Origin of the sequence: Barrientosiimonas humi, assembly GCF_006716095.1 — a bacterium.
In the GTDB taxonomy this organism is placed as follows: domain Bacteria; phylum Actinomycetota; class Actinomycetes; order Actinomycetales; family Dermatophilaceae; genus Barrientosiimonas; species Barrientosiimonas humi.
This window is the reverse complement of sequence record NZ_VFOK01000001.1, coordinates 2,308,567-2,328,655: the sequence shown is the minus strand read 5'-3', so window position 1 is coordinate 2,328,655 and position 20,089 is coordinate 2,308,567. Positions and strand designations below refer to the sequence as shown.

Below are 20,089 nucleotides of genomic sequence, written 5' to 3'. Positions count from 1 at the left end.
GCGGCCGCGGCTGCCAGACTGCACCAATGACGACGGTGCGCCCCGAGATCCTCGCCCTGCCCAAGGTGCTGCTGCACGACCACCTCGACGGCGGCCTGCGACCGGCCACGGTGGCCGAGCTGGCCGAGCAGACGGGGTACGACGACCTCCCGACGAGCGACCCCGTCGAGCTGGCGCGGTGGTTCCGCGAGAGCGCCGACTCCGGGTCGCTGGTGCGCTATCTGGAGACCTTCACCCAGACCGTCGGGGTGATGCAGACCGAGGAGGCGCTGCGCCGCGTCGCCTCCGAGTGCGCCCAGGACCTGGCCGCCGACGGCGTCGTCTACGCCGAGGTGCGCTACGCCCCCGAGCAGCACCTGGAGCAGGGGCTGAGCCTGGAACAGGTGGTCGAGGCGGTCAACGCCGGCCTCCGCGAGGGTGAGCGGCTGGCCGCCGAGGCGGGGCACCGGATCCGTGTCGTGGCGCTGCTGACGGCGATGCGGCACGCGGCGAAGTCGACCGAGATCGCCGAGCTGGCGGTGCGCTACCGCGACGAGGGGGTCGGCGGTTTCGACATCGCCGGCGCCGAGGCGGGCTTCCCGCCCACGCGCCACCTCGACGCGTTCGAGTACCTCCGCCGCGAGAACGCCCACTTCACGATCCACGCCGGGGAGGCGTTCGGGCTGCCGTCGATCTGGGAGGCGATCCAGTGGTGCGGCGCCGACCGTCTCGGGCACGGCGTGCGGATCATCGACGACATGCAGGAGGTGCGCGGCGGGCCGCTGTCGGAGGTGCCCGCGCCGGGCACGCTGGAGCCGGGCGACGTGCAGCTCGGGCGGCTCGCCGCCTATGTCCGCGACCGGCGCATCCCGCTGGAGATGGCGCCGTCGTCGAACATCCAGACCGGCGCGGCGTCCTCGATCCAGGCCCACCCGATCACGCTGCTCAAGCGGCTGCGCTTCCGCGTCACCGTCAACACCGACAACCGGCTGATGAGCGACACCTCGATGAGCAAGGAGATGCAGCTGCTCGTCGACGAGGCCGGCTGGGGCGTCGACGACCTGCGCTGGGTGACGATCAACGCGATGAAGTCGGCGTTCCTGCCGTTCGACGAGCGGCTGGCGCTGATCGACGACGTCATCAAGCCGGGCTACGACCGCGCCGGCTGAGCCAGCGGCGGCACAGCCGTCGTCCGGGCCGGAGGCGGTCTGGGTCAGTGGCGGTCTGCGTCAGAGGCGGTCTGCGGGCAGCAGCCGCCGGCGGGTCTCCTCGTCGGCGCGCAGCCGCTGCTCGTCGCGCCGGCGTCGCTCCGCGAGCACCGCCGCCAGCACGTCCTCGGGGTGGGCGGCGGCCGGGGGCGGGGGTGACACCAGCGGCAGCACGCGGGCCAGCAGGTCGTGGGCGACCGCGGCCCGGGCCTGCGGCGACAGGCTGTGGCGGCGCTCGAGCAGCTGCCGGATCGACAGCGCCACACCGTCGGGCAGGCTCGCGATGTCGGCGCGTTGCGCCCAGCCGGCGAGGGCGTACGGCATGCCGGTGGGTGGGCCGAGCGAGATGTTGTTGGCCTCGCGCACGACGTACGTCCCCGCGGCCAGATCGCCGATGCGCCGGGCTCGGGCGGTGCTCATCCCGGCCAGCAGCGCGGGGATGCCGAGCAGGGCGTAGATCTCGACGAACCCGACGAGCCCGCGGGCCAGGGCGTGCCGGAAGACGATGGGCCCGCCGTCGTCGCGCACCGTGCGCAGGCCGAGCGCGAGCTTGCCGAGGGTGCGTCCGCGGGTGAAGGTCTCGACCGCGACCGGCAGGCCGACGAACCACACGACCATGATCAGCAGCGTGAGGGTCTCGGCGTTCGCGCTGCTGATGCTCGGCCCGATCGCCGAGATGCCCCAGACCGAGGCGATGAGCCCGACGTAGCCGACGATCAGGTCGATGAGCCCCGACGCGAGACGCTGGGGGAGCGAGGCGGCCGGGATGTCGAGCAGCACGGCCTCACCGGTGACCAGCTCCTGGTCCTCGGTGCCCCGCAGCGGGCGATAGGTCTGCGGCGTGCCCGACGTGGTGCTCACGGTGGCAGCCTATGTCGGCCGGGTCGGGCCGTAGGCTGGCCGCCGTGGACCTCGACGCCTTCATCGCCGCGCACCGCGCGGAGTGGGAGCGCCTGGCCGTGCTGTCGAGGCAGGGGCGGTTGAGCGGCGCCGAGGCCGACGAGCTGCTCGACCTCTACCAGCGGGTCGCGACGCACCTGTCGATGGTCCGCTCCACGGCGCCGGACCCGTCGGTCGTGCAGTACCTGTCGACCCTGCTCGCGCGCACCCGCAACAAGGCCACCGGCACCCGCACCAACGCCTGGACCGACCTGGTCGGCTTCTTCGCCGAGCGCTTCCCGGCGGCGCTCTACCGCGCGTGGCGCTGGTGGGTGCCGACGGCGCTCGCGAACGTCGCCGTCGCGTTCGTCATCGGCATCTGGGTGATGCGCAACCCCGACGTGCAGTCGGCGTGGATCCCGCCCGAGCAGGTCGACCAGCTGGTCAACAACGACTTCGAGAGCTACTACTCCGAGAACGCGGCCCAGGACTTCGCGCTGCGGGTGTGGACCAACAACGCGTGGATCGCCGCCGTGTGCATCGCGATGGGGGCGCTCGGGCTGCCGGTGATCTACGTGCTCTGGCAGAACGTCGTCAACGTCGGCGTCACCGGCGGGATCATGGCGGCGCACGGCCGCGCCGACCTGTTCTTCGGCCTGATCAGCCCGCACGGGATTCTTGAGCTGACAGCGGTTTTCGTCGCTGCGGGGGTCGGGCTGCGGGTCTTCTGGTCGTGGGTCGAGCCGGGGTCGCAGTCGCGCCTCCAGAGCTTGTCGGCCGCCGCGCGCGCCAGCATGTCGATCGCGCTCGGCCTGATCGTGGTGCTCTTCGTCACCGGCATCATCGAGGCGTTCGTGACCCCCTCGCCGCTGCCGACCTGGGCGCGCGTCGGCGTCGGTGTGGTCGCGGAGCTGGCCTTCCTGGCGTACGTCTTCGTGATCGGTCGGCGCGCGGCGCTCGCCGGCGAGACGGGTGACGTGGGCGAGCTGGACCAGTCGGCCGCCGCCCCCTCCGCCGCCTGACGCTGTCGCCTGACGCCCTCCCCCTGGGCATGAAACCGGGTTACGTGCGTTTGACCCGAATGCATCAGGGTCAAACGCACGTCACCCGGTTTCATGCGTCTTTGGGGCGGGGTTCAGAGCAGGCCCTGGCGCTTCAGCAGCAGGTAGTGGTCGGCCAGCGCCACCGGCAGCTGCTCCGGCGGCGCATCGAGCACCGTCACCCCGACCCCCGTCAGCGCGTCGATGATCCGCTGCTTCAGGGCCGTGCTGCGCTCGGCGGCGGCGGCGTCGTACGTCTGTGCCGCGTCTCCCCGCGCGCTCGCCAGCTCCTGCAGCGAGGGGTCGGCGACCGAGGCCAGGACCACCCGGTGGTGGCGCAGCAGCGCCGGCAGCACGGGCAGCAGCCCCTCCTCGATCGCGGCCGGCTCCAGCGGGGTCAGCAGCACGACCAGCGCCCGGCGGCGGGAGAGCGCGTTGACCGCGCCGACGAGCCGCGGCCAGTTCGCCTCGACCAGCGCCGGCTCCAGCGGCGCCATGGCGGTCACCAGCTCGTGCAGCAGCTGGTTGCGGTCGGTGCTGCTCGTGACCCGCGCGCGGATGCGCCGGTCGCCGGCGAGCAGCTGCACCCGGTCGCCCGCGCGCGAGGCCAGCGCCGCGAGCAGCAGCGCGGCGTCCATCCCGGCGTCGAGCCGCGGCACGTCACCGACGCGGCCGGCGGACGTGCGGGAGGTGTCGAGCAGCAGCACGATGCGCCGGTCGCGCTCGGGCTGCCAGGTGCGCACGACCAGGTGCTGGCGGCGGGCCGTCGCGCGCCAGTCGATCGAGCGCACGTCGTCGCCCTCGACGTAGTCGCGCAGCGAGTCGAACTCGGTGCCCTGCCCGCGGGTGCGCACGGCCGAGCGGCCGTCGATCTGGCGCAGCATCGCGAGCCGGCTCGGCAGGTGGCGACGGGAGTGGAACGGCGGCAGGGAGCGTACGACCCCGGGCACCTCACGGCTGGCCTGTCGCCCGGCGACGCCGAGCGGCCCGAGGCTGCGCACCGTCACGGCCACGGCCTTGCGGTCGCCGCGGCGGGTCGGGCGCAGCGCGGTGCGGAACCGGCGCTGCTCGCCGCCCGGCAGCCGCAGCCGGTGCCGCTCGCCGGTGGCGCCCGCCGACGGCTGCCACGCGTCGCGCAGCGTGCCGCGCACCGTGCGTCCGGTGGGGTTGCGCACGGTCAGCGTCGTCTCGGTCGGCTCGCCCTGGCGCACCTGCGTGTCCGCGGAGCGGCCGAGCAGCAGCCGGCGCGGGCTCACCGCCAGCGCCACGTCGAGCGCCGCGACGACCACGACCAGCAGCAGCCACCACCACACGGTGCCGAACGACGGCCACAGCACGACCGCCACCAGCCCGAACGCCGTCAGCGCCACCGCGCGCCAGGTCAATGCCATGGTGGCCGCAGCTCCTCCTCCGGCAACCCGTCGCACGCTCGGGTCTGCCGTGGCCGCAGCTCCTCCTCCGGCAGCCCGTCGCACGCTCGGGTCTGCCGTGGCCGCAGCTCCTTCTCCGGCAACCCGTCGCACGCTCCGGTCTGCCGGCATCGTCGCCGCGGCGACGCGGTTCGGCCGTTGCTCACCTCGGCACCGGGACCGAACCGATGGCCGACTCCAGCACCGAGCCGACGCCGACCCCCTCCAGCTCCGCCTCGGGCTTGAGCGAGAGCCGGTGCGCCAGGGTCGACTGGGCCAGCGCCTTGACGTCGTCGGGGGTGACGTAGCCGCGGCCGTTGAGCCACGCCCACGCGCGCGAGGTCGCGAGCAGCGCGGTGGCGCCGCGCGGCGACACCCCGAGGCTGAGCGAGGGCGACTGCCGCGTCGCCCGGGCGATGTCGACGATGTAGGCGGCGACCTCGGGGGAGACCTGCACCTGGCGTACGGCCGCCGCACCTGCCGCGAGGTCGGCCGGCCCGGCGACGGGGCGCAGGCCGGCGGCGGTGAGGTCGCGCGGGTCGAAACCGCCGGCGTGGCGCTGCAGCACCTGCAGCTCGTGCTCGCGCTGGGGCAGCGGCACGACGATCTTCAGCAGGAACCGGTCCAGCTGGGCCTCGGGGAGGGGGTAGGTGCCTTCGTACTCGACCGGGTTCTGCGTCGCGGCGACGAGGAACGGGTCGGGCAGCGGCCGCGGTTCGCCGTCGACCGACACCTGCCGCTCCTCCATCGCCTCCAGCAGCGACGACTGCGTCTTGGGCGGCGTGCGGTTGATCTCGTCGGCGAGCAGCAGGTTGGTGAAGACCGGGCCGGGGCGGAAGGCGAAGTCGGAGGTCTTGTTGTCGTAGACCAGCGACCCGGTGATGTCGCCGGGCATCAGGTCCGGCGTGAACTGCACGCGCCGGGTCTCGATCGACAGCGACGCGGCGATGCTGCGCACCAGCAGCGTCTTGGCGACGCCGGGCACGCCCTCGAGCAGCACGTGCCCGCGGGTCAGCAGCGCGATGATCATCCCGGTGACCGCGGCGTCCTGGCCGACGACGGCCTTGCCCACCTCCCGCCGTACGCCCAGCAGCGCCGCGCGCGCCCGCTCGGTCTGCTCGGGGTCGGGTCGGCGGCCGGGGTCACCGGGCTGGGTCGGCGCCGGCTGCGCGGGCCCGCCGGACTGGGTGGACCCAGTGGGCTGAGTCGGCTGCGCGGGGCCGGTGGGCTGGGTGGGGCCGGCCTGGCCGGCGTACGGCGGGTGCGGCTCGGTCATCGCGGTCGGACCTCTTTCTCCAGGGTGTGCAGCTGCTGCGCGAGGGACGTCAGGTCGGCCTCGCTGGCCGGGGGCGGCCCGAGCAGCAGGTGCTGGACCTCGGGGCCGGGGCGGCCGGTGGCGTCGGCGACCGCGGCGACGAGGGTGTCGTCACGGCTGCCGGTCTGCAGGTAGGACGAGAGCCGGCGACGGGTGCCGGCGCGCAGCACCGCGGCGGCGCGCTGCACGTCGCCGGCCTTGCGGTAGAGCTGGCCGCGGGCGCGGGTGGTCTCGTCGGCGCGCACCACGACGGGCAGCGGCTCGGTGACCAGCCGGCCGAGGCGTCGGCCCCGGGCGAGCATCAGCACGGCCGTGATCACGCCGAGCATCAGCCAGACGGGGCCGACCCAGTCGGGGAAGCGGGCGGGCTCGGCCTGGGCCGGGTCGGCGTCGGTCTCGCGCACGGTCCACCACACCAGGCGGTCGTGGGCGCCGAGGGCGCGCAGGCCGAGGGCGGCGTTGCCGGCGCTCTCGACGGTGCCGTTGCGCAGCGGGGCGGGGGAGCCCAGCAGCACGAACTCGGGGTCGGTGCCGGTGGCGGGCACCCAGGCCAGCTGGCCCGCGTCGTCGCCGCCGACGTCGAAGTCGGCCCCGGGGCGGAAGCACACGGTCGCGGGCCGGGTCAGGTCGGTGCGGGCGTAGCGCTCGCCCTGGCCGTCGAGGGTGAGCCCGCTCGCGACCGGCACGGTGCACTGCGCGGGCACCTCCTGCGGGAAGGCGGAGGGGCGCACCTCGACGGGCAGGTCGAGACCGACCGGTGCGGCGGCGCCGGCGCGCACGAGCACCACCCGGTCGAACCGCTGCAGCGTCGGGCGCAGCGCCCGCCACTGGTCGGCGCTGACGATGTCGGCCGCGGTGACGACGAGCGAGCCGCCGCTGCCGGGCCGGTCGGTCAGCTCCTGGCGGGAGGTGACCCGCTGCACGTCGACCCCCTGCCGGCCGAGCACCTGGGCGATGGCCTGGGCGCCGTCGGGCTGGGGGTTGTCGGGGGCGAGCAGCTCGTCGCTCGTGGGGTTGCGCTGCACGAACCAGGTGCCGACGGCCAGCACCAGCACGATCGGCACCAGCAGCCACAGCCTCCGGCGGGGGAGGGCGCGGCGGGCCGGCGCGGCCTGCAGGTCGGTGGCGGTCACCTCGCCCACCGCCCGGGCGCGACGAGGCCGTCGCCCTCGGCGTGCGCGGCGTGGTGCTGGGGCCGGGCGCGCGCGATCGCCTGGTCCAGCTCGCGCATGGTGCTGGCCTCGGGCTCGCCGGCGACCCGCCCGCCGTAGCGCACGTCGTCGAACCGGTCGCCCGCAGCCACAAGCGCCGCGCGCTCGCCGGGGAAGAACGGGCCGAGCGCACGCACCAGCTCGTGGGCGGTGCGGCCGGGCTGGTCGTCGAGCAGCGCCCGCTCGTCACCGGAGCGCGCGATCGCGCGGAACCAGTCGAGCAGCGCCGCCGAGTGGTCGCCGCGCGCCTCGGCCGCGCGGGCCCGGGCGCGATACTCCTCGGCGGTCAGACTCTCCTCGCCGAGGACCGAGCCCTCGACGGCGCCCTGGCGAGCGGCGCGCGGCCCGCCGCGCAGACGTACGACCACCAGGACGGCGAGGATCACGAGCGCGGCCGCGAGCAGCAGCAGGAGCAGCCGGCCGACGAAGTCCGAGCCCTGCCCGGCGAGGCCCTCGAGCCGCTCGTTCACCCAGCGCTGGAGGCGGTCCAGGACCGAGCCCTCGGTGTCGTACGCCAGCTTGCCCAGCTCCTCGCGCAGCAACCGGCGGCCCTCCTCGGCCGAGGGGTCGAGCGGCGGGTCGGAGACCAGGCCGGGCAGCCAGCGGGCCATCTCAGGCGGACTCGGCGTCCTGCTGCCGCGCGGCCGCCATCAGGGTGACGTCGAGCGCCTCCTTGCGGATGCGCTGGTCGAGGTAGAGCAGGCTGGTGACGCCGGCGGTGAACGGGGTGGTGAGCGTCATGATCACCATGCTGACCAGCAGCGACGCCACGGTGCTGCCCACGCTCGCGGTCGTCCCGCCGGCGGTGAAGGCGGCCAGCCCGATGAAGATGCCCGCGAAGCCGAGCAGCATCACGCTGATGATGAGCACCAGCACCGTGGCGAGCAGCGAGATGCCGAAGATGCGCCACCACTGGTCGCGGGTCAGCGCCCACGACCGCTTGAGCGCCGTGATCGGTCCCTGCCGCTCCAGCACCGTGACCGCGCTGGCGAACAGCAGCTTGACGTAGAGGAAGACCAGCACCGGGATCAGCGCGAGGACCAGCAGGAACCCGACGATGACGCCCACCTCGGGGCTCGCGCCGTAGCCGATGCCGATGGCGAGCGCGATCACCAGGATCAGCGGCACGAACACGATCAGGATCTGCAGGATGTTCACGCCGATCAGGGCGAGCAGCCGGCCCTTGACGCGCGACCACGCCTGCCCGATCGACATCCGCCGCCCGAGCACCGCGTCGGCGACGACGACGGTGAGCATGCCCGACAGCGCGATGCCGCCGAGGTTCTGCAACCAGCTGGAGCCCTGCTGGTTCAGCACCAGCAGCAGCTCGCGCAACCCGTCCTCGCCGGGGTCGACCTGACCGAGCCCGAGCGTGAGCGCAAGGCCGGGCAGGGTGAACACGATCGCGACCAGCAGCGCCAGCCCGAGGGTCGCGCCGGGGTTGCCGCGGATGGTGCGCACCGCGCCCTCGAACACGTCGGACAGGGTCAGCGGCCGCAGCGGGATCACCCCGGGCCGGGCGGCGAGCGTCGGTGCGCCGGGGAAGCCGGGGCCGTACGGCGGCTGGACGTAGGGCGGCTGGCCGTACTGACCCGGCGGGACGTAGCCCTGGCCGTACTGGCCGTACTGCTGCTGGCCGTACTGACCCGGCGGGACGTACCCCTGGCCGTACTGCTGCTGGTCATGGCCGGGTGGCGGGGCCTGGCCGGACGTGTACGTGCCCATCGGGCCGAAGGTGAACTGCCCGTACGTCAGCCCGGGCGGGGCGGCGTACCCCTCCTGCTGCTCCGGCTGGCCGGAGTCGGGCGCGGCCCAGCCGGCCTCGTCACCCCCGGGGGCCGCCGGCCGGTCCGGCGACCGGTTGTCGTCGTTGCTCACCGCGTCCCTCACCCTGCGTCGGTCTGAGGCTCGACCCTAACGGTGCCGAGCGCTCGTTCGACCTCGCGGGGTGAAGCCGGTCGGGCGCCGAGCCGCGCCTGCTCGGCGACGATGCCGCGCTCGGCGGCCCGCAGCCGCAGCCCGCGGCGCAGCAGCACCCACGGCGGCTTGCGCCGCTCGGACAGGTCGCGGGCGAGCCGGCGGGCGAAGGTCACCCAGGCGCCCTGGCGCACGCAGTACGCCGCGTGCAGCAGTCCCCGCTCGCGCAGCGGGGCGATGACGTCGGCGGCGAAGATGCCCTCGGCGACCACGCAGGGCGCGCCGTCGGTGCGCACCTCGGTGGTGCCGGTCGCGCGCGAGGTGGCGATGTCGTACGTCGGGACGGCGACCGTGCCCGTGCGGCACAGCGTGTCGAGCGCCTCGACTGCCGCCTCGAGGCGGAAGGAGCGCACGTCGTCCCAGTCGGGGATGCCGAGCGTGCTCATCGGCAGCGTCGGGTCGTCGCCGTCCTTGTAGAAGTCGTCGAGCCGGACGACCGGCCAGCCGTGGGCCTCCCGCAGCCGGCGCGCGAGGCGGCTCTTGCCCGCTCCGCTGGGCCCGGAGAGCAGGACGACCCGTGCCGTGCTCACCGGCCCTTGGGGTGCCAGACCGTCTTGGTCTCGAGGAAGGCGCGCAGCCGCCCGAGGCCCGGGTCGAGCGTCCAGTCGGGCTCGACCGCGGCGGCGCCGGAGCCGGCCGGGCGCAGCACCCGCTTGAGGTTGTCGGCGGCGGCCCGCTCGAGGTCGGCCCAGTCGACGTCGGTCGCGTCGGCGGCGCCGGTGAGGTCGAGGGCGTTGACGTCGCGGTGCGAGGCGAGCCAAGGGGCGGTCTCGGCGGTGCGGCCGGACAGCAGGTTGACCACGCCGCCGGGCACGTCGGACGTCGCGAGCACCTCGCCGAGCGAGATGGCCGGCAGCGGCCGCTGCTCGCTCGTGAGCACCACGACGGTGTTGCCGGTGACGATCGCCGGGGCGATCACCGACACCAGCCCGAGCAGCGAGCTGCCTTGCGGCGCAAGGATTCCCACGACCCCGGTCGGCTCGGGCGCGGTGATGTCGAAGTAGGGACCGGCGACCGGGTTGAGGGTGCCGACGACCTGGGTGACCTTGTCGGACCACCCGGCGTACCAGACCCAGCGGTCGATCGCGGCGTCGACGGCGGCGCGGGCGCGCGCGACGGTCAGCCCCTCGGCCGCCTGCACCTCGGCGACGAACTGGTCGCGGCGGCCCTCCAGCAGCTCGCCGACGCGATAGAGCACCTGGCCGCGGTTGTACGCCGTCGCGCCCGCCCACCCCGGCTGCGCCGCGCGCGCCTTGACGACCGCGTCGCGCACGTCCTTGCGCGAGCCCTGCGCGGCGTTGGCGAGGAAGCGACCCTTGGCGTCGAGCACCTCGTAGGACCGGCCGGACTCGCTGCGCGGGAAGGCGCCGCCGACATACAGCTTGTAGGTCTTGCGCACGTCGAGGCGGGGCATCACAGGTCTCCTTCACCGTCGGCGAGGTAGGCCGCCAGGCCGTGCACGCCACCCTCGCGGCCGTAGCCGCTCTCCTTGTAGCCGCCGAACGGCGAGGTGGGGTCGAACCGGTTGAACGTGTTGGCCCAGACGACGCCGGCCCGCAGCTGGTCGGCCATCCACAGGCTGCGCGAGCCCTTCTCGGTCCACACGCCCGCCGACAGGCCGTACGGCGTGTTGTTGGCCTTGGCCACCGCCTCCTGCGGAGTGCGGAAGGTCAGCACCGACAGCACCGGCCCGAAGATCTCCTCGGTGGCGATGCGGTCGGTCTGCGACACGTCGGTGAAAACCGTTGGGGCGAACCAGAATCCACGGTCCGGCAGCTCGCACGGGGGAGACCAGCGGGTGCCGCCGTCGGCCTCGCCGGCTGCGGTCAGCTCGACGATGCGGTCGAGCTGCTCCGCCGAGTTGATCGCGCCGATGTCGGTGTTCTTGTCGAGCGGGTCGCCCAGGCGCAGCGTGCTCATCCGACGCTGCAACCGGCGTACGACCTCGTCGGCGACCGACTCCTGCACCAGCAGCCGCGACCCGGCGCAGCACACGTGGCCCTGGTTGAAGAAGATCCCGTTGACGACGCCCTCGACCGCCTGGTCGATCGGCGCGTCGTCGAAGACGATGTTCGCGGCCTTGCCGCCGAGCTCGAGGGTGACCCGCTTGCGGGTGCCGGCGACCGCGCGGGCGATGGCCTTGCCGACCTCGGTCGAGCCGGTGAAGGCGACCTTGTCGACGCCGTCGTGCTCGACGAGGGCGCGGCCGGTGTCGCCCGCGCCGGTGACGATGTTGACGACGCCGGGCGGCAGGTCGGCCTGCTGGCAGATCTCGGCGAACAGCAGCGCGGTGAGCGGCGTCGTCTCGGCCGGCTTCAGCACTACCGTGTTGCCGGTCGCGAGCGCGGGCGCGATCTTCCAGGCGAGCATGAGCAGCGGGAAGTTCCACGGGATGACCTGGCCCGCGACGCCGAGGGAGCGGGGGTCCGGGCCGAGCCCCGCGTGCTCGAGCTTGTCGGCCCAGCCCGCGTGGTAGAAGAAGTGCGCCGCGGCGGTCGGCACGTCGACGTCGCGCGACTCCTTGATCGGCTTGCCGTTGTCGAGCGTCTCGAGCACGGCCAGCTCGCGCGCCCGCTCCTGCATGATGCGCGCGATGCGGTAGACGTACTTCGCGCGCTCGCTGCCCGGCATCCGGCTCCACACGCGGGTGTACGCCGTCCGCGCCGCACGCACGGCCGCGTCGACGTCGGACGCGTCGGCCGCGGCCACCTCGGCCAGCGGCTCCTCGGTGGCGGGGTTGATGCTCTTGAACGACGCGCCGTGCCCGTCGACGAACTCGCCGTTCACGAACAGGCCGTACGACGGCTGCAGCGAGACGACCGAGCGCGACTCCGGCGCGGGGGCGTAGTCGAACTTCTTGGGTGTCATGGCGGGGCGGGCTCTCAGTCGATCGTGACGTAGTCGGGGCCGGAGTAGGCGCCGGTGGCGAGCTTCTGGCGCTGCAGCTGCAGGTCGCCGAGCAGGCTGGAGGCGCCGAAGCGGAACCAGTCGGGGTCGAGCCAGTCGTCGCCGGCGACCTCGCTGACCATCACGAGGTACTTCACGGCGTCCTTGGTGGTGCGGATGCCACCGGCCGGCTTGACCCCGACCATCTCGCCGGTGAGCTCGCGCCAGTCGCGCACCGCCTCCAGCATGATCAGCGTGACCGGCAGGGTCGCCGCAGGCTGCACCTTGCCGGTGGAGGTCTTGATGAAGTCGGCGCCCGCGAGCATGGCGAGCCACGAGGCCCGCCGCACGTTGTCGTACGTCACGAGCTCGCCGGTCTCCAGGATCACCTTCAGGTGCGCCTCGCCGCAGGCCTCCTTGACCGCGACGATCTCGTCGAACACGTCGCGGTATCGGCCGCTCAGGAACGCTCCCCGGTCGATGACCATGTCGATCTCGTCGGCGCCGGCGGCGACCGCGTCGGAGGTGTCGAGCAGCTTGACCGGCAGGCTCGCCCGGCCCGAGGGGAACGCGGTCGCGACCGCGGCGACGTGGATGTCGGTGCCGGCGAGGGCGTCCTTGGCGACGCCGACCATGTCGTTGTAGACGCAGACCGCCGCGACGTGCGGGGTGCTCGGGTCGAGCGGGTCGGGGCGGGCGGCCTTGGCGCACAGCGAGCGGACCTTGCCCTCGGTGTCGGCGCCCTCGAGCGTCGTGAGGTCGATCATCGAGATGGCCGTGTCGATCGCCCAGGCCTTGGCGGTCGTCTTCACCGAGCGGGTGCCGAGCGCGGCGGCGCGGGCCTCGCACCCGACCTGGTCGACCCCGGGCAGCCCGTGCAGCCAGGTGGTCAGAGCCGCGTTGGTCAGAGCCGACACCCCGAGGATGTCCCGCGCCCGCGACGTTGCAGAGGATGCGCTCACCGGGGCAGCCTAGCGGGCATGCCCCCACGCGATCCCGCCCAACCCGAGCCCGTCGTACGCACCTTCCGGCAGGGATCGGGCCTCGCCGCCGGCGGGGTGATCGCGGTGCTCTCGGTGGTCTTCCTGGTGCTCTATCTGGTCGGTGACCGCTCGCGCGGGCCCGAGCCGGCGATCTGGGCGGTGGTGGTGCTGCTGGTGGTCTGGGCGGTGCTGCTGCGGCCGTCGGTGCGGCTCAGCGAGCACGGCGTGACGCTGCGCAACGTGCTGCGCGACGTGCACCTGACCTGGCCGGCGATCGATCTGGTCGAGGCGCGCTGGGCGCTGACGCTGGTCACGCCCGACGGCGAGGCCTACTCCGCCTGGGCCATCTCGGCGCAGCGCCCCAAGCGGGCCCCCGGCCCGGCCTCGTCCGGCGGCCGGATCAACCCGATGCAGACGCTGTCCGGCGCGCTCGACCCGAGCCGCGAGCTGATCGACCGGGAGGCCTCGGCCGGCCGGGTCGGCGAGGAGATCCGGCGCACGGTCGACCAGTACGCCCTCGCCGTCTCCCGCGGCGACATGGCCGAGCAGGAGGTGCGCGTGGACGTCCGCCCCGCCGTCACGGGCGTCGTCGCCGTCGCCCTCGCCGTGGCGCTGGCGGTGTTCGCGGTGCTGGCGTGAGGGTGAGCGTGAGGTAGGGCGCGGCCGGGCGGCGCGGCCGGGCGGCGTGGCCGGGCGGCGTGGCCGGGCGGCGCTTCAGCGGCCGGGCGCCCGCCCGCTGAAGCGCGGTCAGAGCGCTGTAACTGCGTTTCAGCGCGTCCGGGTGGGGCGGGCGTCGGGGCGGAGGCGGTGCAGGTCTGCGGGGGTGTCGAAGTCGGCGGCGCGGTCGTCGGGGGGTGTGCTGCGCTCGAGGTGCAGGTCGCCGAGGAGGTGGCGCAGCGCGCGGTCGGTGGGGTCGCCGAGCCGGTCGGCGGCGCGCAGCAGCGGGCCGCGGCGGTAGCGCCCCAGCAGCCACTGCGGGCGGCCCTCGTGCACCAGCAGCACGCCGTCGGCGTCGGGGGCGACGTCGTGCGCGAGCAGCGTGCGCACGGCCTCGGCGACGCGCGGGGTGTCGCAGCCGAGCAGCAGCACCCAGCCGTCGTCGGTCTGCGGACCCGGCACCGCGCGCAGGCCGGCGAGGACGCCTGCGGTGGGTCCGGCGTACGCCGGGCGCTCGCGGGTGCGCAGCACCGGTCCGGCGACGGGCAGCTCGGGGTCGGCCACCACCACGACGTGCCGCGGGTCGGCCAGGCGGGCCGCGGCGACGGTGCGGTCGACCATGGTCACGCCGTCGAGGGCGAGGCGGGCCTTGTCGCTGCCGAAGCGCGACGAGCGCCCACCCGCGAGAACGATCGCGTCGACATCGGTCACGCACCCACGGTAGGTCGCGGCTGCAGCTACCACCGACCATCTCCGACGCTGCAGTGAACAAGGTCTCGGCGACGATGCCGGGAGGTGCGCAGCGAAGCAAGCTCCTCCCGGAGGAGGAGCTGAGACAGAAGAAAGGAGGTGCCGGGAGGTGCGCAGCGCAGCAAGCAGCTCCCGGAGGAGGAGCTGAGACATAAGGGACAATGGAACGCATGTCACGTCTGTCGGTGGACCGCAGGGTGCTTCGGGTCGGGCCCACGGGGGCGCGGGAGCGGCCCGACCGGCTCGCGGTCGAGGAGCCGCTGGAGCTGCGGATCAACGGCACCGCGGCGACGGTGACGATGCGCACGCCTGGGCACGACATCGAGCTGGCGCTGGGCTTCCTCGCGGGCGAGGGGATCATCGCCGGCCCCGAGGACGTGGTGAACGCCCGGCACTGCGCGGACACGACGACGTACAACATCATCGACGTGACGCTGGCGCGCGAGTTCGAGCGGGACACCGTGGTGCGCTCGTTCGCGACCACGAGCGCGTGCGGCGTGTGCGGCAAGGAGAGCATCGAGGACGTGCGGGTCGGTGGGGCGTTCGTGCTCGCCGACGACGCCGCACGCATCGGGGTCGGCACGCTGCTCGCGCTGCCCGATCTGCTGCGCGAGCGTCAGCGCACGTTCGACCGCACGGGCGGGCTGCACGCGGCGGCGCTGTTTGGCACCGACGGCCGGCTGCTGGTCGTGCGCGAGGACGTCGGCCGGCACAACGCCGTCGACAAGGTCGTGGGCTGGGCGCTCGCCAACGGGCACCGGCCGGGGCGCGGGCTGGTGCTGCAAGTGAGCGGGCGCGCGTCGTTCGAGCTGGTGCAGAAGGCCTACCTCGCCGGCATCCCGATGCTGTCGGCCGTGTCGGCGCCGAGCTCGCTCGCGGTCGACCTCGCGCGCGACGTCGACCTGACGCTCGCGGGGTTCGTACGCGGCGACAGCCTCAACCTCTACAGCCGCCCCGAGCGGGTCGAGCTGGGGGAGACGCCGGCGCAGGACATCACCGCCGACGAGGTCGCGACGCTGCCGGCCGAGGCGCACGACCACGCCCCGGCGGAGGTCCGCTGAGGGGTGCGGTGGGGCGCACGGTTCGGCGGAGGTCCGCAGGGGGGTAACGCACGGGCCCGCGGTGGTCCGCTGGGGGGTGCGGTGGGGCGCACGGTTCGGCGGAGGTCCGCAGGGGGGTAACGCACGGGCCCGCGGTGGTCCGCTGGGGGGTGCGGTGGGGCGCACGGTTCGGCGGTGGACCGCGAGGGCGTACGCACGCGCCCGCGGTAGTCCGCTGGGGGGTGCGGTGGGGCGCACGGTTCGGCGGAGGTCCGCGAGGGCGTACCCACGGGCCCGCGGAGGTCCGCTGAGGGGTGCGGGCCGGACCCGCGCACGGGCTCGCGGTGGTCCGCCGGGGGGTGCGGTGGGGCGCACGGTTCGGCGGAGGACCGCGAGGGCGTACGCACGCGCCGGCGGAGGTCCGCTGAGGGGTGCCCGGCTCGAGCGCCGAGCCCGGGCCGGTGATCAGGCGGCGGGTGCGCTCGCGCTCCACCGACGTACGACCTCGCCGGCTCCGAGCCCGCCGTCCTCGACGACCTTCGCGGACCTCCCACCGGAGGTCGACTCCAGCTCGACCGTGCGGTATCGCCGGCCGTCGTCGGTGCATGGGCTCTCGGGGCGGGACTGCTCGAGGAACACCACCCGCGCGGTGCCGCGCCAGGCGGCCGAGCGGGCGGTGGTCATCGCGGGGGCGAGCGCCGCGCCGTCGGGGCCGAGGCACTCGCCCTCGGGCAGCGCGACGGTGAGCCGGGGGAGGGTGCCCGGCGTCGACTGCGGCCCCGACCCGGACGTCGCGTTGCGCCAGGCCACGGACCCGCCGCTCTCCTGCGCGCGGCTGATGACCGGGCCGACGGTGCGCAGGTCGTCCAGCGTGCCGAGGAACGCGCCGCTCGCGGAGATCGACGCTCCCGGTGGCAGCGGCGGGTCGAGCGCCCGGATCGCGCGCTCGGCCACCGGGAGCAGGTCGGCCCGGTCGCCGGTCCACCGGCCGCCGACCTGCACGAACGCCCGGTCGGTCGAGATCCGGTCGACCGGCAGCCCGTCGCGCTCCAGGTCGTCGGCGGCCGCGAGCGCGGGGGCGGGGTCGCCCGAGCCGTTCAGCTGGAACTCGCCGCCGCGGGTGCGCACGTGCACCCACCGCGGCACCGGGTCGGCCGCCGTCGCCGCGCGCCGCACGGTCTGGGCGACCGGGGCGAGGCCGGCGCGGTCGGTGCGGGCCTCCACCTCGAGCCGCTTCTCGCCGCCGATCTCCAGCTCGCGGATCTGCCCCTGCCCGGGCAGCAGCTGCTGCAGCATCGTCAGCTGCGACCGGGCCGGGTCCTCGATGCGCACCTGCCGATACGGCTTGCCGTCGTCGTTTCGCCCCTGGACCTGCACCGCGTCGACCCGCAGCCTCCGGTCGAGCACCAGCCGCAGGCTGTCGATCGCGGTCTGCAGGGGAGTGCGGTCGGTCGGCGCCACGGTCACGTCGGACCCGGAGATCATCGTCGCGCGCCCGGTCGGCAGCGCGGCCAGCGCCAGCAGGGTCTCGGTGGCGTCGTCGGGCAGATAGCCACCGACGTAGATCTCGGCGGAGCCGACGCGCACCAGCACCCGACGTACGACGTCGTCGGCCGACAGCTGCGACGCGCGGCTGATCACGGCCCGGGTCTGGTCGCTGCTGGCGCCCGGGGCGAGCTGAGCCAGGATGTGCCGCTCGCCGCCGCGCTCCATGGTGCGCGCGGACTGCACCCCGGCGAGGTCGGCGAGGGCGTCGGCCGCGCGCTCGGCGCGGAAGGCGGCGGAGGTGCTCCAGCGCCAGACGCCGAAGCCGGCGAGCAGCGCGAGCACCGTGATCAGCGCGATCCAGGCTCGGCGGCTCATGGCGGCCACGCTAGTGCGGCCGTGGCCGGCGGGCTGGGGCGTGCCGCTCAGCGGTCGTCGATGGTCACGTCGATGGTGTAGCTGTCGGCGCGATAGATGTGGTCGCCGAGCTCGACCGGCAGCCCGCGCGCGTCGAACGCCGCCCGCCGCATCGTCAGCACCGGGTCGGCGGGGCCGAGCCCGAGCAGCCTCCGCTCGGCCGCGCTGGGCCGGCGGGCGCCGATGGTCTGGTGCGCGACGACCGGCACGACGCCGCGCTCGCGCAGCACCTCGTAGAGCCCGTGCTCACCGAGCCGGCTCTCGTCGACGTCGCGCATCGTCGCGGCGGGCAGCCAGTTGCTCATCAGCGCGAACGGCTGCTCCCCGGCGAGCCGCAGCCGGCGCAGGTGCACCAGCTCGGCGTCGGGCGGCAGGTCCAGCGCGGCCGCGACCTCCTCGTCGGTGCCGGGCTCGAGCTGCAGCACCCGGGTCGTGGGCGCCTCGCCGGCCCGCAGCAGGTCGTCGTGCAGGCTGCTGAGCTCGGCCTTGCGGTGGATCTGCCGGTTGGCCACGGTCGTGCCCGAGCCGCGGCGCCGCAGCAGCAGCCCCTGGGAGACCAGCTCGTGGATCGCGCGGCGCACGGTCGGCCGGGACAGGCCGAGCCGGGTGGCCAGCGCGACCTCGTTCTCGAACGGGTCGCCCGGCTGCAGCCGCCCGTCGCGGATCGCCGCGCGCAGCTGGTCGGCGAGCTGTTGGTAGAGCGGCTCGGGCGCGCTGCGGTCGAGCTCGACGGACAGCTCGACGGCCATCGTCATCACCCCTTTCGCTCCCGGCTGCAAATGTTAGGACATTTTCTTGACAGGCTCTCGGGAGAGAGTAAGGCTGGACGCTGTCGGGGTGGTGGGTCATTCCGGCAGCTGCCGTGAAATCGCCTGCCAGAGAACGGGATTCAGCACATGCGCATCGGTCTCGCCGGCGTGGGGCGCATCGGCGCCTTCCACGCCCGCACCCTGCTCGGCCTCGACTTCGTCGACGAGCTGGTCATCACGGACGCCGACCCGGCGGCGGCCGAGCGGGTCGCCGGCGAGCTGGGCGTACGCCGGGTGCCGGGTGTCGAGGACCTGCTCGCTCGCCCCGTCGACGCCCTGGTCATCGCCAGCGCGACGCCGAGCCACGCCGACCTGCTGCGCCAGGGGATCGCGGCGGGCGTCCCGACGTTCTGCGAGAAGCCGGTGGCCGGCACGCTCGAGGAGACCCTCGAGCTGGCGCGGCTCGAGGCCGCCTCGGACGTGCCGGTGCACATCGGCTTCCAGCGCCGCTTCGACGCGGGCTATCGCCGCATCCGTGACGCGATCGCGGCCGGCGACCTGGGGTTCGTGCACACCATCCGCGCCAACACCCACGACCAGACCCCGCCGCACGCGGGCTACATCCCCACCAGCGGCGGGATCTTCCGCGACTGCAACGTGCACGACTTCGACGCGATCCGGTTCGTGACCGGGCGCGAGGTGACGACGGCGTACGCCGGGGGCAGCAACAAGGGCGAGCCGTTCTTCACCGAGGCGGGCGACGTCGACAGCGGCGCGGCGCTGCTGACCCTCGACGACGGCACGTCGTGCCTGGTCTCCTCGACCCGCTACAACGGCTCCGGCCACGACGTGCGCATGGAGGCCATGGGCAGCGCCGCGACGCTCACCGCGGGCCTGGACGACTCGCTCGCCATGCGTTCGGCGGAGGCGGGCGTCGCCTTCCCGCCCGGGCCCGCGCACGCCACGTTCATGGACCGCTTCCAGCCGGCCTATGTCGCCGAGCTCACCGCCTTCGCCGGTGTCGCGCGCGGCGACCAGCCCTCCCCGTGCACCGTGCGCGACGCGCTGCAGGCGTTCCGCGCGGCCGAGGCGTGCGACCGCTCGCGGCACGAGGGGCGCATGGTCGCGCTGTCGGAGGTGGCGGACCTGTGACGGCCGTCGCCGCGCGCGTCGCCGGCGCCCCCATCTCGTGGGGCGTCTGCGAGGTGCCGGGGTGGGGGCGCCAGCTCGACCCGGCCACCGTTCTGGAGCAGATGCGCGAGGTCGGCCTCACCGCCACCGAGCTCGGCCCCACCGGCTTCCTCCCCGACGCGCCCAGCGACAAGGCGGCCACCCTCGCGACGTACGGCCTCGCCGCCGTCGCGCAGTTCGCGCCCGTCGTGCTGCACGACCCGGCGGTCGACCCCGTGCCGCAGGTCGAGAAGGTCATCGACGGCCTGATCGCTTGTGGCGCAACGACTCTCGTGCTCGCGGCGGCGACGGGCGTGGACGGCTACGAGCTGCGCCCGACGCTCGACGACGCCGGCTGGGCGACGCTGCTGGGCAACCTCGACCGGCTCGCCGACCGGGCCGCCGAGCGGGGCGTCGTCGCGACGCTGCACCCGCACGTCGGCACCCTGGTCGAGAGCGGCGACGACACCGACCGGGTGCTCGCCGGGTCGCGCATCGGCCTCACCCTCGACACCGGGCACCTGCTGATCGGTGGCGGCGACCCGGTGCGGGTGGCTGTCGAGCACCCCGACCGGATCACCCACGTGCACCTCAAGGACGTCTCGCTCGCGCTGGCCCGGCGCGTGCAGGCGGGCGAGCTGGGCTATCGCGACGCCGTCGAGCAGGGGCTCTACGTGCCGCTCGGCGACGGCGACGTCGATCTCGCGGCGATCGTGAAATCGCTTCAGGCGCAGGGATATTCGGGGTGGTACGTCCTCGAGCAGGACCGGGTGCTCGGCGCGGCTGGGGCGGAGGGCTCCGGGGGAGTGGGCGCCGGCGGCGCCGACGCGGAGCCCGGCGAGGACGTACGGCGGAGCGTGGCTCACCTGCTGTCGCTGGTCGACGGCCCGGCGTCCGGCACCGGCGAGGCCGCGCCGTGAGCGCGGACCGGTTC

The 20,089-nt window shown here is 74.5% G+C and carries 19 protein-coding genes; 6 read left to right on the top strand and 13 right to left on the bottom strand.

The window, feature by feature from the left end; genetic code table 11:
• Positions 1-26: 26 nt before the first annotated feature.
• Positions 27-1,148 carry an adenosine deaminase gene (locus FB554_RS10900; RefSeq protein WP_142006006.1) on the top strand — a complete coding sequence of 374 codons (1,122 nt, stop codon included), beginning with the start codon at positions 27-29 and terminating at the stop codon, positions 1,146-1,148.
• 60 nt (positions 1,149-1,208) lie between these two features.
• Here FB554_RS10900 and FB554_RS10895 read toward each other — a convergent pair whose 3' ends face one another.
• Positions 1,209-2,048, bottom strand: a complete 840-nt coding sequence (locus FB554_RS10895; protein ID WP_236022373.1) for an RDD family protein — start codon at positions 2,046-2,048, stop codon at positions 1,209-1,211.
• A gap of 44 nt (positions 2,049-2,092) precedes the next feature.
• Here FB554_RS10895 and FB554_RS10890 point away from each other — a divergent pair, with 44 nt between their 5' ends.
• Positions 2,093-3,088 carry a stage II sporulation protein M gene (locus tag FB554_RS10890; protein ID WP_142006004.1) on the top strand — a complete coding sequence of 332 codons (996 nt, stop codon included), beginning with the start codon at positions 2,093-2,095 and terminating at the stop codon, positions 3,086-3,088.
• A 113-nt stretch (positions 3,089-3,201) separates the two neighbouring features.
• On the opposite strand, the gene FB554_RS10885 is transcribed toward FB554_RS10890, so the two are convergent.
• From FB554_RS10885 to deoC, 9 genes are all read right to left on the bottom strand, one after another.
• Positions 3,202-4,497, bottom strand: coding sequence for a DUF58 domain-containing protein (locus tag FB554_RS10885; RefSeq protein WP_142006001.1), 1,296 nt, complete (start codon positions 4,495-4,497; stop codon positions 3,202-3,204).
• Positions 4,498-4,678: 181 nt separating this feature from the next.
• Entirely contained in the window at positions 4,679-5,791 is a 1,113-nt protein-coding gene (locus FB554_RS10880) for an AAA family ATPase (protein ID WP_142005999.1), read from the bottom strand.
• Positions 5,788-6,963: a DUF4350 domain-containing protein gene (locus FB554_RS10875; RefSeq protein WP_142005997.1), complete on the bottom strand. Its 1,176-nt coding sequence runs from the start codon at positions 6,961-6,963 to the stop codon at positions 5,788-5,790. Before FB554_RS10875 ends, FB554_RS10880 begins: the two co-directional genes overlap by 4 nt.
• The gene (locus tag FB554_RS10870; RefSeq protein ID WP_142005995.1) at positions 6,960-7,652 is read right to left on the bottom strand and encodes a DUF4129 domain-containing protein; all 693 of its coding nucleotides are present in this window, start codon (positions 7,650-7,652) and stop codon (positions 6,960-6,962) included. The genes FB554_RS10875 and FB554_RS10870 overlap by 4 nt, the downstream gene beginning before the upstream one ends.
• A 1-nt stretch (position 7,653) precedes the next feature.
• Complete coding sequence (locus tag FB554_RS10865; RefSeq protein WP_142005993.1) at positions 7,654-8,919, bottom strand: DUF7847 domain-containing protein; 1,266 nt, start codon at positions 8,917-8,919, stop codon at positions 7,654-7,656.
• 8 nt (positions 8,920-8,927) lie between these two features.
• Positions 8,928-9,548 (bottom strand): uridine kinase family protein, encoded by a 621-nt coding sequence (locus tag FB554_RS10860; protein ID WP_142005991.1) that lies wholly within the window; start codon positions 9,546-9,548, stop codon positions 8,928-8,930.
• Positions 9,545-10,432, bottom strand: coding sequence for an aldehyde dehydrogenase family protein (locus FB554_RS10855; RefSeq protein ID WP_142005989.1), 888 nt, complete (start codon positions 10,430-10,432; stop codon positions 9,545-9,547). The genes FB554_RS10860 and FB554_RS10855 overlap by 4 nt, the downstream gene beginning before the upstream one ends.
• Positions 10,432-11,886: an aldehyde dehydrogenase family protein gene (locus FB554_RS10850; RefSeq protein ID WP_142005987.1), complete on the bottom strand. Its 1,455-nt coding sequence runs from the start codon at positions 11,884-11,886 to the stop codon at positions 10,432-10,434. Before FB554_RS10850 ends, FB554_RS10855 begins: the two co-directional genes overlap by 1 nt.
• 14 nt (positions 11,887-11,900) lie before the next feature.
• Positions 11,901-12,866: a deoxyribose-phosphate aldolase gene (deoC, locus tag FB554_RS10845; RefSeq protein WP_142005985.1), complete on the bottom strand. Its 966-nt coding sequence runs from the start codon at positions 12,864-12,866 to the stop codon at positions 11,901-11,903.
• Positions 12,867-12,884: 18 nt separating this feature from the next.
• Between deoC and FB554_RS10840 the strand changes: the two genes are divergently transcribed.
• On the top strand, positions 12,885-13,526 hold the full coding sequence (locus tag FB554_RS10840; protein ID WP_142005983.1) for a PH domain-containing protein: 642 nt from the start codon (positions 12,885-12,887) through the stop codon (positions 13,524-13,526).
• 129 nt (positions 13,527-13,655) lie between these two features.
• On the opposite strand, the gene mobA is transcribed toward FB554_RS10840, so the two are convergent.
• Positions 13,656-14,255: a molybdenum cofactor guanylyltransferase gene (gene mobA, locus FB554_RS10835; RefSeq protein WP_170206846.1), complete on the bottom strand. Its 600-nt coding sequence runs from the start codon at positions 14,253-14,255 to the stop codon at positions 13,656-13,658.
• A 209-nt stretch (positions 14,256-14,464) separates the two neighbouring features.
• On the opposite strand from mobA, the gene fdhD reads away from it, so the two are divergent.
• Positions 14,465-15,355 carry a formate dehydrogenase accessory sulfurtransferase FdhD gene (gene fdhD, locus FB554_RS10830; protein ID WP_142005979.1) on the top strand — a complete coding sequence of 297 codons (891 nt, stop codon included), beginning with the start codon at positions 14,465-14,467 and terminating at the stop codon, positions 15,353-15,355.
• A 444-nt stretch (positions 15,356-15,799) separates the two neighbouring features.
• Here the strand turns inward: fdhD and FB554_RS10825 are convergent, their stop codons facing one another.
• Together FB554_RS10825 and FB554_RS10820 are read right to left on the bottom strand one after the other, a co-directional pair.
• The gene (locus FB554_RS10825) at positions 15,800-17,197 is read right to left on the bottom strand and encodes a hypothetical protein (protein WP_142005977.1); all 1,398 of its coding nucleotides are present in this window, start codon (positions 17,195-17,197) and stop codon (positions 15,800-15,802) included.
• Between the two features lie 47 nt (positions 17,198-17,244).
• The gene (locus FB554_RS10820) at positions 17,245-17,991 is read right to left on the bottom strand and encodes a GntR family transcriptional regulator (protein WP_338070565.1); all 747 of its coding nucleotides are present in this window, start codon (positions 17,989-17,991) and stop codon (positions 17,245-17,247) included.
• A 141-nt stretch (positions 17,992-18,132) separates the two neighbouring features.
• Here FB554_RS10820 and FB554_RS10815 point away from each other — a divergent pair, with 141 nt between their 5' ends.
• Together FB554_RS10815 and FB554_RS10810 are read left to right on the top strand one after the other, a co-directional pair.
• The gene (locus FB554_RS10815; RefSeq protein WP_142005972.1) at positions 18,133-19,137 is read left to right on the top strand and encodes a Gfo/Idh/MocA family protein; all 1,005 of its coding nucleotides are present in this window, start codon (positions 18,133-18,135) and stop codon (positions 19,135-19,137) included.
• Positions 19,134-20,075 carry a TIM barrel protein gene (locus FB554_RS10810; RefSeq protein WP_236022372.1) on the top strand — a complete coding sequence of 314 codons (942 nt, stop codon included), beginning with the start codon at positions 19,134-19,136 and terminating at the stop codon, positions 20,073-20,075. The genes FB554_RS10815 and FB554_RS10810 overlap by 4 nt, the downstream gene beginning before the upstream one ends.
• Positions 20,076-20,089 lie beyond the last annotated feature (14 nt).

What these genes read in the sequence shown, in the direction of transcription:
- FB554_RS10820 (WP_338070565.1), bottom strand. Translation starts at nt 17,991, where the DNA reads ATGACGATGGCCGTCGAGCTGTCCGTCGAGCTCGACCGCAGCGCGCCC.
- FB554_RS10855 (WP_142005989.1), bottom strand. Translation starts at nt 10,432, where the DNA reads ATGCCCCGCCTCGACGTGCGCAAGACCTACAAGCTGTATGTCGGCGGC.
- FB554_RS10850 (WP_142005987.1), bottom strand. Translation starts at nt 11,886, where the DNA reads ATGACACCCAAGAAGTTCGACTACGCCCCCGCGCCGGAGTCGCGCTCG.
- FB554_RS10900 (WP_142006006.1), top strand. Translation starts at nt 27, where the DNA reads ATGACGACGGTGCGCCCCGAGATCCTCGCCCTGCCCAAGGTGCTGCTG.
- FB554_RS10880 (WP_142005999.1), bottom strand. Translation starts at nt 5,791, where the DNA reads ATGACCGAGCCGCACCCGCCGTACGCCGGCCAGGCCGGCCCCACCCAG.
- fdhD (WP_142005979.1), top strand. Translation starts at nt 14,465, where the DNA reads ATGTCACGTCTGTCGGTGGACCGCAGGGTGCTTCGGGTCGGGCCCACG.
- FB554_RS10825 (WP_142005977.1), bottom strand. Translation starts at nt 17,197, where the DNA reads ATGAGCCGCCGAGCCTGGATCGCGCTGATCACGGTGCTCGCGCTGCTC.
- FB554_RS10870 (WP_142005995.1), bottom strand. Translation starts at nt 7,652, where the DNA reads ATGGCCCGCTGGCTGCCCGGCCTGGTCTCCGACCCGCCGCTCGACCCC.
- FB554_RS10885 (WP_142006001.1), bottom strand. Translation starts at nt 4,497, where the DNA reads ATGGCATTGACCTGGCGCGCGGTGGCGCTGACGGCGTTCGGGCTGGTG.
- FB554_RS10840 (WP_142005983.1), top strand. Translation starts at nt 12,885, where the DNA reads ATGCCCCCACGCGATCCCGCCCAACCCGAGCCCGTCGTACGCACCTTC.
- FB554_RS10815 (WP_142005972.1), top strand. Translation starts at nt 18,133, where the DNA reads ATGCGCATCGGTCTCGCCGGCGTGGGGCGCATCGGCGCCTTCCACGCC.